This window comes from Bacteroidota bacterium, assembly GCA_018816945.1.
GTDB lineage: Bacteria > Bacteroidota > Bacteroidia > Bacteroidales.
Map to the genome: position 1 here is coordinate 81,338 of JAHIVC010000007.1, position 16,226 is coordinate 97,563.

General features: G+C 36.0%; 13 protein-coding genes. 9 read left to right on the top strand and 4 right to left on the bottom strand.

Features of this window, described 5'->3' with window-relative positions; all coding sequences use genetic code 11:
• The first annotated feature begins 14 nt into the window (after positions 1-14).
• The gene (locus tag KKG99_00820) at positions 15-860 is read left to right on the top strand and encodes a hypothetical protein (protein MBU1011519.1); all 846 of its coding nucleotides are present in this window, start codon (positions 15-17) and stop codon (positions 858-860) included.
• Here KKG99_00820 and miaA read toward each other — a convergent pair.
• The gene (gene miaA, locus KKG99_00825) at positions 852-1,751 is read right to left on the bottom strand and encodes a tRNA (adenosine(37)-N6)-dimethylallyltransferase MiaA (GenBank protein ID MBU1011520.1); all 900 of its coding nucleotides are present in this window, start codon (positions 1,749-1,751) and stop codon (positions 852-854) included. The genes KKG99_00820 and miaA overlap by 9 nt on opposite strands.
• Positions 1,748-3,163 carry a CCA tRNA nucleotidyltransferase gene (locus tag KKG99_00830; protein MBU1011521.1) on the bottom strand — a complete coding sequence of 472 codons (1,416 nt, stop codon included), beginning with the start codon at positions 3,161-3,163 and terminating at the stop codon, positions 1,748-1,750. The genes miaA and KKG99_00830 overlap by 4 nt, the downstream gene beginning before the upstream one ends.
• A gap of 203 nt (positions 3,164-3,366) precedes the next feature.
• Here KKG99_00830 and KKG99_00835 point away from each other — a divergent pair, with 203 nt between their 5' ends.
• Positions 3,367-3,828 (top strand): hypothetical protein, encoded by a 462-nt coding sequence (locus tag KKG99_00835; protein ID MBU1011522.1) that lies wholly within the window; start codon positions 3,367-3,369, stop codon positions 3,826-3,828.
• Here the strand turns inward: KKG99_00835 and KKG99_00840 are convergent.
• A complete protein-coding gene (locus KKG99_00840) occupies positions 3,815-4,408 on the bottom strand; it encodes a hypothetical protein (GenBank protein MBU1011523.1) in 594 nt (197 codons plus the stop codon). The genes KKG99_00835 and KKG99_00840 overlap by 14 nt on opposite strands.
• A 178-nt stretch (positions 4,409-4,586) precedes the next feature.
• Between KKG99_00840 and KKG99_00845 the strand changes: the two genes are divergently transcribed.
• The 3 genes from KKG99_00845 to KKG99_00855 are packed head-to-tail and all read left to right on the top strand — an operon-like array spanning position 4,587 to position 9,344.
• Positions 4,587-5,564 (top strand): lipoate--protein ligase family protein, encoded by a 978-nt coding sequence (locus KKG99_00845; protein MBU1011524.1) that lies wholly within the window; start codon positions 4,587-4,589, stop codon positions 5,562-5,564.
• A 4-nt stretch (positions 5,565-5,568) separates the two neighbouring features.
• Complete coding sequence (locus KKG99_00850) at positions 5,569-6,381, top strand: DUF1338 domain-containing protein (protein MBU1011525.1); 813 nt, start codon at positions 5,569-5,571, stop codon at positions 6,379-6,381.
• Between the two features lie 23 nt (positions 6,382-6,404).
• Positions 6,405-9,344 carry an FAD-binding protein gene (locus KKG99_00855; protein ID MBU1011526.1) on the top strand — a complete coding sequence of 980 codons (2,940 nt, stop codon included), beginning with the start codon at positions 6,405-6,407 and terminating at the stop codon, positions 9,342-9,344.
• A 524-nt stretch (positions 9,345-9,868) separates the two neighbouring features.
• Here KKG99_00855 and rpsA read toward each other — a convergent pair.
• Positions 9,869-11,914, bottom strand: coding sequence for a 30S ribosomal protein S1 (rpsA, locus tag KKG99_00860; protein ID MBU1011527.1), 2,046 nt, complete (start codon positions 11,912-11,914; stop codon positions 9,869-9,871).
• A 503-nt stretch (positions 11,915-12,417) separates the two neighbouring features.
• On the opposite strand from rpsA, the gene ychF reads away from it, so the two are divergent.
• From ychF to KKG99_00880, 4 genes are all read left to right on the top strand, one after another.
• Positions 12,418-13,515 (top strand): redox-regulated ATPase YchF, encoded by a 1,098-nt coding sequence (gene ychF / locus KKG99_00865; protein ID MBU1011528.1) that lies wholly within the window; start codon positions 12,418-12,420, stop codon positions 13,513-13,515.
• An 83-nt stretch (positions 13,516-13,598) separates the two neighbouring features.
• A complete protein-coding gene (locus KKG99_00870; GenBank protein MBU1011529.1) occupies positions 13,599-14,468 on the top strand; it encodes a hypothetical protein in 870 nt (289 codons plus the stop codon).
• Positions 14,469-14,629: 161 nt separating this feature from the next.
• The gene (locus KKG99_00875) at positions 14,630-15,505 is read left to right on the top strand and encodes a gliding motility-associated C-terminal domain-containing protein (protein MBU1011530.1); all 876 of its coding nucleotides are present in this window, start codon (positions 14,630-14,632) and stop codon (positions 15,503-15,505) included.
• Between the two features lie 250 nt (positions 15,506-15,755).
• Positions 15,756-16,220, top strand: coding sequence for a DUF1573 domain-containing protein (locus tag KKG99_00880; protein ID MBU1011531.1), 465 nt, complete (start codon positions 15,756-15,758; stop codon positions 16,218-16,220).
• The last annotated feature ends 6 nt before the right edge of the window (positions 16,221-16,226 follow it).

Below are 16,226 nucleotides of genomic sequence, written 5' to 3' on the forward strand. Positions count from 1 at the left end.
TAACAGATAACAATATGCATATAATAGCTGATAGTGGATCCAGCAAAACGGAATGGGTTTTATGCGACAAAAACCGGGTTACTAAGAAAATAGAAACGATAGGATTCAACCCTTACTATTATGCGTCTCATGTTTTAGAGGAAATTATCCATACTAACCTCCAGCCGATCATTCGGGATAATCCGGTTTCAGATATTTATTTTTACGGTTCCGGTTGTTCCACTGAAAATAATCAGAACATTATCATCAATGCTCTAAGACCATGTTTTCAAAACTCAAAAATTCATATTTATCACGATCTGATAGGGGCTGCCCGTTCATTATTTGGCAATGAAGCAGGAATTGCAGGAATACTGGGTACCGGGTCTAATTCTTGTGTTTATGATGGAACCAACATCACGCACAATATTCCGTCCTTGGGCTATTTTTTTGGGGATGAAGGAAGCGGAAGCAATATTGGCAAACGATTTATAAACAATTACTTAAAAGGAGATTTACCCGATTCATTAAAAAAAGATTTCGACAATCATTTTGCTTATTCCTTCGAATATATCCTAAATCAGATATATAGTAACGAGGGCCCGGTTAAATTTTTTGCTTCTTTTAATCCTTATATAAAAGATCATATCAAGTCGAAATATTACAAAGATCTGGTGTACTCCTCATTCAGCGATTTTTTTAGATTAAATATCTGCAAATACACTGATTATCAAAAATTGCCAATAAAATTTATTGGCTCAATTGCATATATTTTTTCTGATATTTTGAAAGAAGTTGCCTCTACATATGGAGTTATAATTCAAGGAATAGATAAAAATCCAATGGAAGGTCTGATTAAATTTCATTCAACATCAGAATAACCTGATCACTTTTTCAAATTCTGATGGATGGAACCATTGGTAAGATGGGTCTTTCCTAAACCAGGTTAATTGGCGTTTCGCATATCTCCGACTGCTGGTTTTAATATTTTCTATCGCTTTTTCAAGGCCAATACTACCTGAAAAATAATCGAATAATTCCTTATAACCTACCGTATTAAGGGCATTCAAATTTCGGTATTGATATAAATTTTTAGCTTCATCAACTAAACCTTCATTAATCATCTGATCAACGCGCAAATTGACTTTATCATACAATATATTTCGGTCCAAATTCAATGCAATTTTAATAATTTCGAATTCCCTGTTCTTTTTATTATTGGTTCTTTGTTCCGAATACTTTATTCCCGTTGCCATGCAAACTTCAAGTGCCCGAATGATACGTTTTGGGTTGGATTGATCAATGATTTTGTAAAATTCAGGATCTAATTCTTTAAGTTTGTTTCTGATAGAATCAATACCCTCTTTTTTATATAAAAGATTTAGTTCTTTTCTCAATTCTTCATCTACATCCGGTAAGTCATCAATTCCATTGCAAACTGTATCGATGTATAAACCCGAGCCACCAACCATAACTAAGTAATCATGATTTTTAAATAAGGAGCTTAATAAATTTATCACTTCCAATTCAAACCGTGCAGCATTATAATAATCATGAATTGAGATATTGCCTACAAAGTGATGTTTTACCTCTTTTAATTGCTCTGCATTAGGTTTTGCAGTTCCAATCGATAGTTCCTTATAAATCTGACGGGAATCTGCTGAGATGATTTCTGTTTTAAGGTACTTGGCAAGTTGAATGGCAAAATCTGTTTTACCAACCGCTGTTGGTCCAGCGATGACGATTAATTTTTTTGAATGGTTCGAATTCATTTTGTTCGCGCATCTGTTAAACCCAATTCCTTTCCTATTTCAAGCATCAATGTAAATGCAGCATCAAAATCATTGTGTATAATTCCGTCAAGAATGGCCTCACGGATATCTTTTTTAATAATTCCAACTTCCTTACCGGGCATAATATTGAAGGTTTCCATGATAATTTCACCAGAAATGGGTGGTTGCCAATTTCTCATTTTATCCTTCTCTTCGATCTCAACCAATTTCTTGCGAACAAGTTCAAAATTCTTCATATACTTTCGAACTTTTGTCTCATTCTTAGAGGTTATATCGGCTTCGCATAAAGTCATTAAGGCATCAATATCGTCGCCTGCTTCGTATAAAAGCCTTCTTACCGCAGAATCAGAAACTATTTCTTCGGCAAGTACAATTGGCCTTAAATGCAATAACACCATTTTTTTGACAAATTCCATTTTTTCATTCAATGGAAGCTTCATTTGCTTAAATATCTTTGGAACCAATTTGGCCCCTAAAAATTCATGTGCATGAAAGGTCCACCCAACTTTGGGATCGAATTTTTTAGTTGCCGGTTTTGCGATATCGTGCAATATAGCTGCCCATCTTAACCAAAGATCATCTGTTTTTTCCGCAATATTATCAAGTACTTGTAAAGTATGGTAGAAGTTATTTTTATGCCCTTTTCCATCAATAATTTCAGAACCTTTTAAATCCATAAATAATGGGAAAATAATATGCAATAATCCCGATTCATCAAGCATTTTAAATCCTCGAGAAGGCTTATCAGATAATATAATTTTGCTTAATTCCTCATTAACGCGTTCATTTGAAACAATCTTAATTCGATTCACATTTCGCTTAATCGCTTCAAATGTTTCAATATGAATATCAAATTTAAGTTGACTGGCAAAGCGAATGGCACGCATCATCCTCAACGGATCGTCCGAAAAAGTAATATCAGGGTCAAGCGGAGTTCTGATGACTTTATCGTGAAGATCCTGTAACCCGTTAAACGGATCAATCAGTTCTTCATAATTCTCCTTTTGCAAACTCATCGCCATCGCGTTGATGGTAAAATCGCGCCTGTTTTGATCATCCTCCAGAGTTCCACTTTCAACAATCGGCTTTCTTGAATCGGCCCGATAGGATTCTTTTCTGGCGCCCACAAATTCAATCTCCATCCCATCATATCGAAGCATGGCTGTTCCAAAATTCTTGAAGTATTTTGGTTTGATATCAGGATCAATTCTGTGTGCAAGTTCCCGTGCAAAATCAAGTCCATTTCCCAATACTAAAATGTCAATATCCTTTGATCTTCTTTTTAACAATAAATCACGAACATAGCCTCCTATAACCCAAACCGGGGTTTTAGTTTCGAAGGATACTTCCGAAATCAGTTTAAAAATATTATGATTTAAGTGATTTATCAAAACGATTTTATTTTCAGCTACAAAGCTATTAAAAAACTAGTAGTTAGATTGTGTTAAAATATTTTTTCGATGTTTTACTTTTCTACACACAACAAAAGATTAAGGTATAAAACTTCTTAAACAAAATTAGCATTTATCAATTTTTACTTCAATCGAATTTAATTCCTAATTTTGTAGTGATTTAATTTTAAACTTAATGATCGATGGACGAGGAACAAAAAAATTCTTTAAAAAAGAATATGGATGAATTAATCCGTTTATTCAAAAAAATAAAGGATAAAAGTGTTTTTCATAATTTGCCCGGGATCGATAAAATGTTTATCCAAAATTTCGACCTTTTGGTTCAAAATTATGATGAGATAAAAGACGATCTTTCAGAACAACTATTAAGTCAGTTCGGTGCTCCTATTCATAAAATGATTGCTGATATTGTTGTAAAACTAAAGAAAGAATTGGGTGAAAATTTAACGGAAGAGATTGAATTACCCGAAAAGAAACTCCGCGAAATAAAAAAGATTTTAATCACTCCGGAGCCCTTAAATATTGATATCGAGATTAAATCAATCGACAGCCAACTGAACAAAGTAGGATTAAGCCCTGAACAAATTGACCGATTACTCGACAGGCGTTCTGATCTGGCTAAGAAAAAGGCTAGTAAGAGTTGAATTCATTCTTGATCGTAATATAACCTGGATAAACAAGTTCTCTTGTACCCACCATTATTGTAGGTTTTGCCCTTAAACTTAAATGACTTGGTTCGTTGCCTGCACCAACCAGATTAAAAACCAGATTTAACAAACTATTTCCCGATTCTTTTTTAAATACTTCTTTCAAATCAAAAGTCAATAATAAAGGTAAGGTCCCTGTTTCATTGGCCGGTATTTCCAATCGTTGAGACAAAACACCCTGTGTTATTTCGGTTTCATCAATAAACAATTGCCAATCCAACCGATTCATTGCAGCCTGATTTTGATTCGGATTTTGAACCTGAATATTCAGAATAAAGCTCATCGGCAGTTTATTTGATGAAAGTGCTGCAGTTAATTTGGCAGCATCCAAAAAACTTAAATCCGACATTGATTTTTTTTCCTGAATATTTACCCCTGCTAATTTCAAGTTTTCGATGGTATGCAAACGAAACTTGCAATTCACAAAAGAAGTTAATTCTGTTGCCTGTTTCAGCACATCACATGAAACCGATGTTACAAGCAAAGCAATAATTACGATGATTCTAAATTTTGTCATGGCTATTTCAGTTAAATATTCCGACCTAAATTAATACTAATTAAACTGATTTGGCAGAAACCGGTCTCAAAATTTCATTTTTATTTTGTTGTTGGTATACACCCGTTTCTTAGCTTTGTGTATCAGAGATCTATTATTTGATCACCATTTTAATGACATTTTAAAATTCGCTCAGTCAATGCTGTACATCTCACGATCAGAAACCGACCCCTATTTCAATATTGCGGCCGAAGAGTATGTTTTAAAAGAACTGACGGACGATGTATTTATGTTATGGCAAAATGAGCCATCAATCATTGTAGGTAAACATCAAAACACGCTTGCCGAAATAAATTACGAGTACGTTCAGAAACACAAAATCCCTGTAATTAGAAGGATTACCGGAGGAGGAACAGTTTATCACGACCTGGGGAATTTGAATTTTAGTTTTGTTAAAAGTGGAAAAAGGGACGAGCTTGTGAATTTCAAAGCTTTCACCGACCCCATTATTGCTGCATTAAAAACCATGTCGGTTGATGCCAGATTTGAAGGCAAAAACGATTTACGTGTGCAAGGGAAAAAAATTTCAGGAAACGCCGAACACGTTTACAAAAACAGGGTACTTCATCATGGCACCTTGCTTTTTTCGTCGGAGCTCGACAAATTAAATGAATCCATATTGGCTTCAACCAATAATTTTGAAGACAAAGCCGTAAAGTCGAATCGCAGTGAGGTAGCCAATATCATCGATTTTTTACATTCACCAATGAATATTCAGGATTTTCGAGAGGAGATTTTAAAACAGGTGATGATCAATGACAAAGAAGCTAAGATTTATACTTTTACGGATGAAGACAAAAATAAAATTACAGAATATGTAGAATCAAAATATTCACGTTGGTCGTGGAATTATGCCTATTCTCCCAAATACACACTTACAAAAAACATACGGATAGCCAACTTTAAGGCTCCTATTCAAATAATTGTCAAAGATGGAATCATCATAGATATTATATTTGATAAAAGAAATTCTATAAATCAATTTGCGAAAGAACTAAAAAAAGCATTGATCGAATCAAAACATGAGCCGGATGAAATAAAATCGCGGTTGATGTCTGCTTCATCTTTATTTAGCAGCGAATCAGAAATTTTAACTTTATTACAAACTTTATTCTAACATTATGGAACCAGATCATATATTTAATAAATTATGGAATGATTACGCAAAGCTTAATCCTTCTGTAAAAAGAATAAAAGAATTATTTGAACAGGAAAACGAAACGGTATTAAACGACCATATCGCGTTCAGGACCTTCGATCATCCCTTAATGAATTTAGATGTATTATCCGCATTATTCCTGAAGCATGGATATCAAGAAAAACAGGATTATCATTTCAAAGAAAAGCATCTTTATGCAAAACATTATGAGCGCAAAGATATTCCAAACGCACCACGTGTATTTATCAGTGAGTTAAAGCTGAAAGAAATGAGCAAACAACTGCAGCAATTAGTGAATGACGTCATTAAACCTGTGCCTCCTAAAACTTTTGCATCCGAAGAATTGCTTTTCAGTGGACGTGTTTGGGAACTTCCTTCTTTTGAAGTTTACAATACTTTAAGAATTGAATCGGAATACGCTGCCTGGCTTTATGTTTTTGGGTTTAGGGCCAATCATTTTACGGTAAGCATAAACGCTTTAAAAACATTAAATTCCGTTGAAAAAGTTAACGAATTTTTAAAACTTAAGGGTTACCTCATCAATGATTCAGGTGGTGAAATTAAAGGTTCACCTGCCGAACTTTTAGAACAATCAAGTATAAAATCTGAAACCATTAAGGTAGATTTCAAGGAAGGGATTTTCGATATCCCCGGCTGTTATTACGAATTTGCAAAACGCTACCCCGATACCGATGGTAAATTATATTCAGGCTTTATTGCTAAATCTGCAGATAAAATTTTTGAGAGTACCGATTTTTACAGTAAGGAAGATTAATATACGATTCAGATTTAAATACCATGACTGAAGAAAAATTTAATCAGCTTCAAAATCAATTTAAGGGTGATATTTTCAGGGATGAGTCTATGCGCATCTTATACGCTACCGATGCCTCCGCATACAGGGAGCTACCACTGGCCGTTGTTCGCCCTAAAGATGATGCCGACATAAAAACCATCATTGATTTTGCAAAACAGCATGGCACATCACTCATTCCCCGAACAGCCGGAACTTCTCTCGCAGGGCAGGTTGTTGGTAAAGGAATTGTTGTAGATGTATCTAAATACATGACCCAAATTATCGAATTAAATGAATTAGAAAAATGGGTCAGGGTGCAGCCAGGTGTAGTTTTAGATGAACTGAATCAGCTTCTTGCTCCCAAAAATTTATTTTTTGGTCCTGAAACTTCTACTGCTAATCGATGCATGATCGGAGGCATGGTTGGGAACAATGCCTGTGGTGCCCACTCACTCATTTATGGAAGCACCCGGGAGCATACAATATCTGTTAAAACCATTTTAAGCGATGGTTCGGAAGTTGAATTTGGGGAGTTAAGCAAAGCAGAGTTTGCTAAAAAGTGTGAAGGTGATTCGCTTGAAAATAAAATTTATCTGCAAATTAATAACATACTTTCCAAGCCGGAAAATCAGGTTGAAATTCGCAACGAATTTCCTGATCCGGATGTGGAACGCAGAAATACAGGCTATGCCATTGATTTACTCCTCCAATCAAATATCTTTAGTGAAACCCATGAAAACTTTAATTTTTCAAAACTTATTGCAGGTTCAGAAGGAACACTGGCATTTATTACCGAGATAAAGTTAAATCTGGTTCCACTACCCCCAAAAGATAAAGTACTGGTCTGTGTTCATTTTCATACTTTAAGAGAAGCGTTGAAGGCCAATGTTCATGCATTAAAGCATCTTCCTGCAAGTATCGAATTGATGGACCATACCATCCTGGAATGCACCAAAGGCAATATCGAGCAAAATAAAAACCGCTTTTTTATTGAAGGTGATCCCGGTGCAATTCTGATAATTGAATTTATGGCGGGCTCTCGTGAAGAAATAGCGGAGAAAGCGGAACGCTTAATTCAGGATTTTAAAAAGCATCGGATTGGCTATCATTATCCTTTGGTTTGGGATGAGCATATTCCAAAAGTATGGAATCTGCGGAAGGCCGGACTCGGACTGCTTTCAAACATTCCGGGCGATGCAAAAGTTGTTTCGGTAGTTGAGGATACAGCCATCAATCCAAAGGTATTGCCTGAGTTTATTGAGGAATTCAAACAGATGCTGGACGCTCACAATCTAAGCTGTGTTTACTACGGACACATTGCCACCGGTGAACTGCACCTTCGTCCGATGCTTAATTTAAAGGACCCGAAAGATGTTGAACTGTTCCGGACCATCGCACTTGAAACTGCCAAACTTGTCAAAAAATATAAAGGCTCGTTAAGTGGAGAACATGGCGATGGACGGCTTAGGGGCGAGTTCATTCCATTGATGTTGGGTCAACACAATTATGATCTATTAAAGCAAATTAAAGATACCTGGGATCCCGATCATATTTTTAATCCTGAAAAAATAACAGACACCCCTCCCATGAATACCGGTCTTCGTTATGAGGCAGGGTTAAAAGAAAAACCGATTAAAACCGTTTTTGATTTTTCAAAAGAACAGGGAATTTTGAGGGCTGCAGAGAAATGCAACGGATCGGGCGATTGCAGAAAATCGGAACTGATTGGCGGCACCATGTGCCCCAGTTTTATGGCTACCCGGGATGAAAAAAACTCAACCCGTGCAAGGGCCAATATTTTACGTGAATTCCTTACTAAATCAAATAAACAAAACCCATTCGATCATCAGGAAATTTATGAAGTGATGGATTTATGCCTTTCGTGCAAAGGATGTAAATCCGAATGTCCTTCAAGTGTGGATATTACAAAGTACAAAGCTGAATTCTTACAGCATTATTACGATGCAAACGGAGTTCCGATTCGAACCAGATTGATCGCCTATATTTTTTCAATTAATAAAATCGGAATGTTATGGCCCGGATTATTTAATTTTTTCATTTCCAATCCGGTATTATCAAAATTGATAAAATCAATGCTGGGGTTTGCACCCAAACGGAGTATTCCTAAACTGTATAAAATCACTTTAAAAACCTGGCTCTTAAAGGAAAGCAAAAATAATCAACAGGAATTTAACAAAGGGAAAGTCTATCTTTTTGCCGATGAGTTTACCGATTATAACGATGTTGAAATCGGAATTAAGGCTGTGAAATTATTGAACAAACTGGGTTATGAGGTGGTTATTCCCAGACATACCATCAGCGGAAGGACTTTTCTTTCAAAAGGATTGCTTAGGAAAGCTAAAAAGTTCGCGAACAAAAATGTGACTCTTTTGAGCAATTTAATTTCTCAGGAACATCCCCTTATTGGCATCGAACCTTCAGGGATCCTGACATTCAGAGATGAATATCCTGAACTGGTGGATGAACATTTGGTTGAAAATGCAAAAAAACTAAAAGAAAATTGCTTGCTTTTCGATGAGTTTTTTGTTAGGGAAATAGCAAAGGGCAATATTAAAGCCGGTGATTTTACAAATGAGCCATTAAAAATTAAAGTTCATGGTCACTGCCATCAAAAATCGTTGGCAAGTATGAAACCAACTCATCAAATGTTATCCTTGCCGGGTAATTATGAAATTGAAGAAATAAAATCGGGTTGTTGCGGAATGGCCGGATCATTCGGCTTTGAAAAAGAGCATTATGACTTATCGATGAAAGTTGGAAGATTGGTATTATTTCCTGAAATAAATAAAGCTGATGACCCTATTATAATCTCAGCTCCCGGAACGAGTTGCAGGCATCAAATTAAGGATGGTACCGGAAAAACCGCTTATCATCCAATCGAGATCATGTACAAGGCCTTGGCAGATAACAATGATGAATGACGAATGATTAATGATTATTGAAATCCAAAATTAACAATCAAATACTTTCATGTCACATCGAAACGGCCGTTGAGCATCGTAGAAATGAGTCGAGATGTGATTAAAAAAAGTTCCTGACATTTATCCGCCTTTGGCGGAAGCTCATTCGGTCCGATTAAAAAGCCTTTTTGGACAGCAATTATTTTGATTAAAGTTTTGAGAAGTCCCATTTGTAAATGAGAGAAGTCCCATTTTGAATGAGAGAAGTCCCATTTTGAATGAGAGAAGTCCCATTTCTATTTTACTCAAAAGGTATTTCCAATTTACCCAATTGGCTTGAGGCTATAAGTAAAAAGAAATTCTTTTGTATGCATTGCCTCAGTACAAAAATAATTTATCAATTGTAAAATATTAGTTTCATTAACATCAAAACTTACATTAAATATTTTGACTTAACATAGAACCTCAACCTAACAGGGAAAATATAATTGGCAAAAAAAAGTCCCGACTAAAAATCGGGACCTTTATAGTATGTTAGAAGAATTTTACTTTTCTTCTTTCTTTGCTTTCTTGGCAGCAGCTTTTTTCTCTGATGCTTCCATTTCAGTTTTCAAATTAGCAAGTGCATCAAGATCGCCCAAAGTGGTTCGCTCGATATTATCGCTCATTTTCTTAACCGCTTTTTGGTTTGAACGTTCAGTAGTTTTAGCCTTTGCATTTTCTTTTACCTTTTCAGCAAATGCCTCATCCTGATGAATTTTCGCATGAGAAAGAATGATTTTCTTACTTTCTTTTGAAAATTCGATCACTTTGAATTCCATTGCTTCATCAACTTTAGCAACCGATTTATTTTCTTTTGCTAAATGACGTGAAGGCACAAAACCTTCAACACCATAAGGTAATGAAATTACAGCGCCTTTATCATTCATTGAAAGAATGGTACCGCTATGAACTGAATTCAAGGTAAATACGGTTTCGAAAACATCCCATGGATTTTCTTCCAATTGTTTGTGACCCAGACTTAACCTTCTGTTTTCTTCATCTACCTCAAGTACCAGAACTTCAATTTTCTCACCGATTTTTGTAAATTCAGCAGGATGTTTGATTTTCTTGGACCATGATAAATCTGAAATATGAATCAATCCGTCAACGCCTTCCTCTAACTCAACAAAAATACCGAAGTTGGTGAAGTTTCTCACGGTTGCAGTATGTTTTGAATCTTTAGGATATCTCTCGGTAATGTTTGACCATGGATCCGGGATTAATTGTTTCATGCCAAGTGACATTTTACGCTCTTCACGATCAAGGGTTAAAATTTGTGCTTCGATTTCATCACCAACTTTCAAGAAATCTTGTGCAGTTCTTAAATGTTGTGACCACGACATTTCAGAAACGTGAATCAAACCTTCAACACCGGGAGCTATTTCGATGAAGGCACCATAATCAGCAATTACAACAACCTTACCTTTAACTTTATCGCCAACCTTCAGGTTTTCGTCGAGTGCATCCCATGGATGAGGAGTTAATTGTTTCAAACCAAGTGCAATACGTTTTTTGTTATCGTCAAAATCAAGAATAACAATTTTCAATTTTTGATCAAGTTCAACAATTTCTTCAGGATGGTTAATTCTACCCCATGACAGGTCGGTAATGTGAATTAATCCGTCAACGCCACCCAGATCAATAAATACACCATAAGATGTAATATTTTTAACTGTTCCTTCCAATACCTGTCCTTTTTCCAGTTTAGAAATAATTTCAATTTTTTGGTGTTCAAGTTCGTCTTCAATTAAAGCTTTATGCGATACAACAACGTTTTTGTATTCGTGGTTGATTTTAACAATTTTAAATTCCATTGTTTTGTCAACATAAACATCGTAATCGCGAATTGGTTTCACATCAATTTGTGAACCCGGAAGGAATGCTTCAATTCCAAAAACATCAACAATTAAACCACCTTTGGTACGGCATTTAACATAACCATTGATAACTTCTTCTTTTTCGAAACAAACATTGATTCTGTCCCAAGATTTTAAAGTACGGGCTTTTTTATGAGAAAGGATTAACTGTCCGTTTGGATCTTCCTGACTTTCAACGTAAACTTCAATTTTATCGCCAATTTTTAAATTTGGGTTATAACGCAATTCACTCAATGGAATAACGCCGTCCGATTTAAATCCAATATTAACAACAACCTCACGTGCATTTTTTGCAACAACGGTTCCGTCAACAACTTCATGTTCTACTATTGCACTAAATGTTTCATTGTAAACATCTTCAAGCCTGGTTCGCTCTGCAGCTGAATAGGCTTCATGTTTTTTACCGATAGAATCCCAGTCAAATTCGGCTGGTACCTTTACTTCGGCTTTTTCTTCTTCAACTTCTGTTGCTTCTGGAACTACCGCTTCAATTTCTGTCTCTACTGCTTCTGTTTCAGCTTTAGCAACTTCTTCTTCTTTAGCTTCGGCAACTTCCACTTCATTCACTTCTTCAGCAACTACTTCAGCAACCTCTTCTTGTTTTGCTTCTTCTACAACTTCAGTTACATCTTTTACCTCATTTTCTACTTGTTCAATACTCTCTTCAGCCATCACTTTTTCAGTTTCTTCAGCAGCATTCTCGAGGTTTTCTTTAATTTCTGTCATTTAATTTACTTTTAACTTCTGTTTACAATTGTCCGGGTAGTTGTTTCCAGAATGGGTTAATAATCATTTTTAAGTTTTAAGATTTTGGGAACGAGTACGTTCTCACAATTCCGGGCCTCTCAAAATTAGGGTGCAAAAATAAGCAATTTATTCGTGAAACTAAATTTTTATTAGCGAAAGTGCAATAAAAATTCTAAGCTGAACGAATCCCGATAGTGAAACGTATCGGGATTAATGAGACTAACCTGCCAGCCGGCAGGCTGGTACTCCGCCACCTGCCGGCCGCAGGCGGGCTTGTGGCGAATAGATTTAATAATACTCCTATGGATAACCCGATGCTTGCCGCGGGGTAGTTCATTTTGTATTCAAAAATAATCAGGCACTTAATATCGTAGCTACAAATACTTTATCTTTGTGGCCTTATATTCACTCACCAAATTCTAAATATTATGGCATTAAATTGCGGCATTATTGGGATCACAAATATTGGAAAAACCACTATATTTAATTGTATATCAAACACCAAAGCCGAATCCAGTAGTTTTGCATTCAGTGCCACAAAATCGAATATTGGAAAAGTGGATGTTCCCGACGATCGCTTATTCAAAATTGATGCTCTCATTCATTCCGCTAGAGTAGTTCCTGCCGTTATTGAAATTATTGATTTACCCGGGCTTGCTAAAGGAGCCAATAAAGGTGAAGGGGTCGGGAATAAATTCCTTGCAGATATTCAACAAATGGATGCACTGATTCATGTTGTGAGATGTTTTGATGATGATAATCTTGCCCATATTGAAGGCTCTGTAAATCCTGTAAGAGACCGTGAAATTGTAGAACTTGAGCTTCAAATCCGTGACTTGGATTTGGTTGAGCGAAAAATCCAACGCCTTGAGAAATTGCTTAGAGCCGGTGATAAGGATGCAAAAAAAGGAATTGAAATTTTGAATATTTACAAAGCACATTTTGAAGATTTTCAGAATGCCAGAACTGCACACGTTTCGGAGGATGATCGCAGATTTATTGAAGATTTATATTTGTTAACAGCTAAGCCTGTTATTTACGTTTGTAATGTTGATGAAGCTTCGGCTTCGACCGGGAATAAATACTCACAAGCTTTTACTGAAAGTGTAAAAGATCAGGACTCGGAAGTATTGATTATTGCCGGTGCTTTAGAAGCTGACATTGCTGACCTGGATGACGAGCAAGATCGACTTGCTTTTTTGCAGGATGCAAACTTAACAGAACCCGGGGTGAATAAACTTATCCGATCGGCTTATAAAATTTTAAATCTTCAGTCTTTTTTTACAGCAGGGCCAATGGAGGTCAGGGCCTGGACTATTAAAAAAGGGATGACAGCCCCGCAAGCAGCAGGAGTAATCCACAGTGACCTTGAAAGAGGGTTTATCAGAGCAGAAGTAATGAAGTATGATGATTTTATCAGTTTGGGTTCCGAACAGGCTTGCAAAGATAAGGGCAAATTTCACGTTGAAGGTAAATCCTATATTGTTGGTGATGGTGACATTTTACATATTCGTTTTAATGTTTAATATTGTTCGTCTATTTTATCACGGTTAGTTCCCTGTATGCCGACAGGCAGGCATCTGACCGTTAAGAAATAAAAAATAAACAGATGAAAAAGCTATTGATCCCTTTCTTTTTGTTTTCCTACGTATTATTACAATCGCAAACAGGAACTGAAATTTATTTATTTGATTTGAAGGTTGAAAATAATCAAATCACCTTATCAAATCCACAAAATATTACCGGGCACGAAGGTTATGACAATCAGCCCAGTTTCCATCGTACCGAACCTGTTATTTATTACGCTTCGTTCGATAATGAAGGTAGAAGTGACATAAAATATTACAATTATCAAACCCGGGAAACAAAAAATTTGACTACTACTCAGGAAAGGGAGTACTCACCTACCCTTACCCCTGACGAGAAATTTATTTCATGCATCATACAGCGCGACAATGGCGCTCAGGATTTAGGGAAATATCCTGTTGAGGGAGGTCAACCCATCATTCTCAGTAACAAATACCTTATTGGCTATCATGCCTGGATTGATGAATCCAAACTATTGGCCTACGTTTTATCAGAGGACATGGGCGAATTGCACTATATTGATTTAAAATCAGGAGAAGATTTAATAATCACCACAAAAATCGGACGATCCTTACACAAAATTCCCTCTCGAAATACGATGAGTTACATTGATAAATCCTTGCCTGAGAATTGGCGAATTAATTCATTTGATCTTATAACAAGGAAAACCTCTACCATCGCATCCACCCTCCCATTAAGAGAAGATATGTGCTGGACCCGAAACGGACTAATAATCATGAGCGATGGTAATCAACTCTACTTTTTAAATCCGGAATCATCCAACGAATGGAAACCGGTTCAAATTAAAGGTGAGATTTTTGGGATAAAAGGGATCACACGTCTAGCAATTAATTCAGAGAACAACAAATTGGCCATTGTTGTAAGTGAGTAAATATTTTGGATTAACTTATCTAAATTAAACTACATCCATTATTAAACGATATTTCATTTTCTGTAATGAATAAATAGAGCATAAATAAGGATTGATAATAAACATCCTCGTTTTTTCGTTTAATAATTGTTAAATTCGCATTATAATCAATCAATTGCCACATGATTAAATATAAATTAGTCTGTACGATTTTTTTATTTTCATTTTTAGTTTCCAACGCTCAGTTAAATATCACCTTTACTCAATTGAAAATGGGATGCTCAGGTATTTGTGATGGCCAAGTTAAAGCCACGGTTAGTGGAGGAATGGCTCCGTATCGGTATGATTGGGGTAGTGCTTCGGTCAGTGTAAATGATTCGACGGTAGCGATAAATTTATGCGAAGGACGATATAACATGAGTGTTTACGATGCAATAAATAATCGACTTGATACAAATGTTTATGTAAAAGTTTACAGGGCTCCGAACATTGAACTTTCAACAGATCCTGAAGATCCCTGGTATATTCAAAATCCGACAGGTATCTTTCGATTCACAAATCTTTCAGAAGATAGCATAGTTGTAGAAGGATGGAAATGGGATTTTGGTGACGGTGTTACATCCTTTGACCAATCTCCTTCGCATACTTTCGATCATATTGGAAATTTTGATGTTGTTTTCACTGCGAAATATCAAACGAGTTGCGACACTAATTTGTATTTTTCTATTGCTGTAAAAACCGTTAGATTGATCATTCCTAATATTATTACACCAAATAATGATGGGGTAAACGATGTTTTTATCATTACACAGGATAATCCGGGTTCAAATCTTAAATCCGGTTCTGATTATCCCAAAATAAACGACTTTTACAAAAGCAATGAATTGATTATTTTTAACCGTTGGACACAAAAAGTTTATGAACAGAAAAATTATCAGAATGATTGGGATGGAGGGAATTTGAAAGATGGGGTATATTTCTATGTACTAAAATGTCAGGGAGAATTTGAAGATGATGTTTTTAAAGGATCTTTAACCATAATGGGTAGTGGTAAATAATGAAACTCCTCCCGCAGAGCAACAGGGTATCCTTTGGAATAGTATTTAATTTTTACGTCACAAGCCTGCCTGCGGCCGGCAGGTGGCGGAGTACCAGCCTGCCGGCTGGCAGGTTAGACTCATTCATCCCGATAAGCTACGCTATCGGGATTCGTTCAACTTAGAATTTTTATAGCGCTAGCACTTATAAAAATTTAGTTTCACGAATAAATAAGGCTTCTAATTCAATGATAATTTATACTTTTGCATCATGAAGCGAAATAACACATTTTCTTTTCTTTTTATTTTCTTGATTTTTCTATTGACCATGGTTGGATGTAATTCTCAATCGCAGCGTTCTGAGAAAAATGTGGATTCAGCAAATGCTCAAAACAGCTCAAATGAAGCTGTTAATTCAGATGAACCACCAAAAATAGTATTTATTGAAAACGAATATGATTTTGGTGAACTTAAGGAAGGAGAAATGATAACACATGCTTTCAAATTCAGCAATTCCGGTGGTTCCGACCTGATAATCTCTGATGTAAAAACATCCTGCGGATGCACGGCAAGCGACTTCCCGAGAGAACCCATAAAACCTGGAGGAACCGGTGTTATTAAACTTACCTTTGACAGCCGTGCGCAGATAGGGTATCAAAACAAAACGGCAACCATTGAAACAAATGCTTCACCAGACAAGGTTTTTATTCGAATAAAAGCAACCGTAAGAAAGTAATAAATT

Coding starts and splice junctions, on each gene's coding strand:
- KKG99_00820 (MBU1011519.1), top strand. CDS start 15: ATGCATATAATAGCTGATAGTGGATCCAGCAAAACGGAATGGGTTTTA.
- KKG99_00835 (MBU1011522.1), top strand. CDS start 3,367: ATGGACGAGGAACAAAAAAATTCTTTAAAAAAGAATATGGATGAATTA.
- KKG99_00855 (MBU1011526.1), top strand. CDS start 6,405: ATGACTGAAGAAAAATTTAATCAGCTTCAAAATCAATTTAAGGGTGAT.
- miaA (MBU1011520.1), bottom strand. CDS start 1,751: ATGAATTCGAACCATTCAAAAAAATTAATCGTCATCGCTGGACCAACA.
- KKG99_00845 (MBU1011524.1), top strand. CDS start 4,587: ATGCTGTACATCTCACGATCAGAAACCGACCCCTATTTCAATATTGCG.
- KKG99_00840 (MBU1011523.1), bottom strand. CDS start 4,408: ATGACAAAATTTAGAATCATCGTAATTATTGCTTTGCTTGTAACATCG.
- KKG99_00880 (MBU1011531.1), top strand. CDS start 15,756: ATGAAGCGAAATAACACATTTTCTTTTCTTTTTATTTTCTTGATTTTT.
- KKG99_00870 (MBU1011529.1), top strand. CDS start 13,599: ATGAAAAAGCTATTGATCCCTTTCTTTTTGTTTTCCTACGTATTATTA.
- KKG99_00875 (MBU1011530.1), top strand. CDS start 14,630: ATGATTAAATATAAATTAGTCTGTACGATTTTTTTATTTTCATTTTTA.
- ychF (MBU1011528.1), top strand. CDS start 12,418: ATGGCATTAAATTGCGGCATTATTGGGATCACAAATATTGGAAAAACC.
- rpsA (MBU1011527.1), bottom strand. CDS start 11,914: ATGGCTGAAGAGAGTATTGAACAAGTAGAAAATGAGGTAAAAGATGTA.
- KKG99_00850 (MBU1011525.1), top strand. CDS start 5,569: ATGGAACCAGATCATATATTTAATAAATTATGGAATGATTACGCAAAG.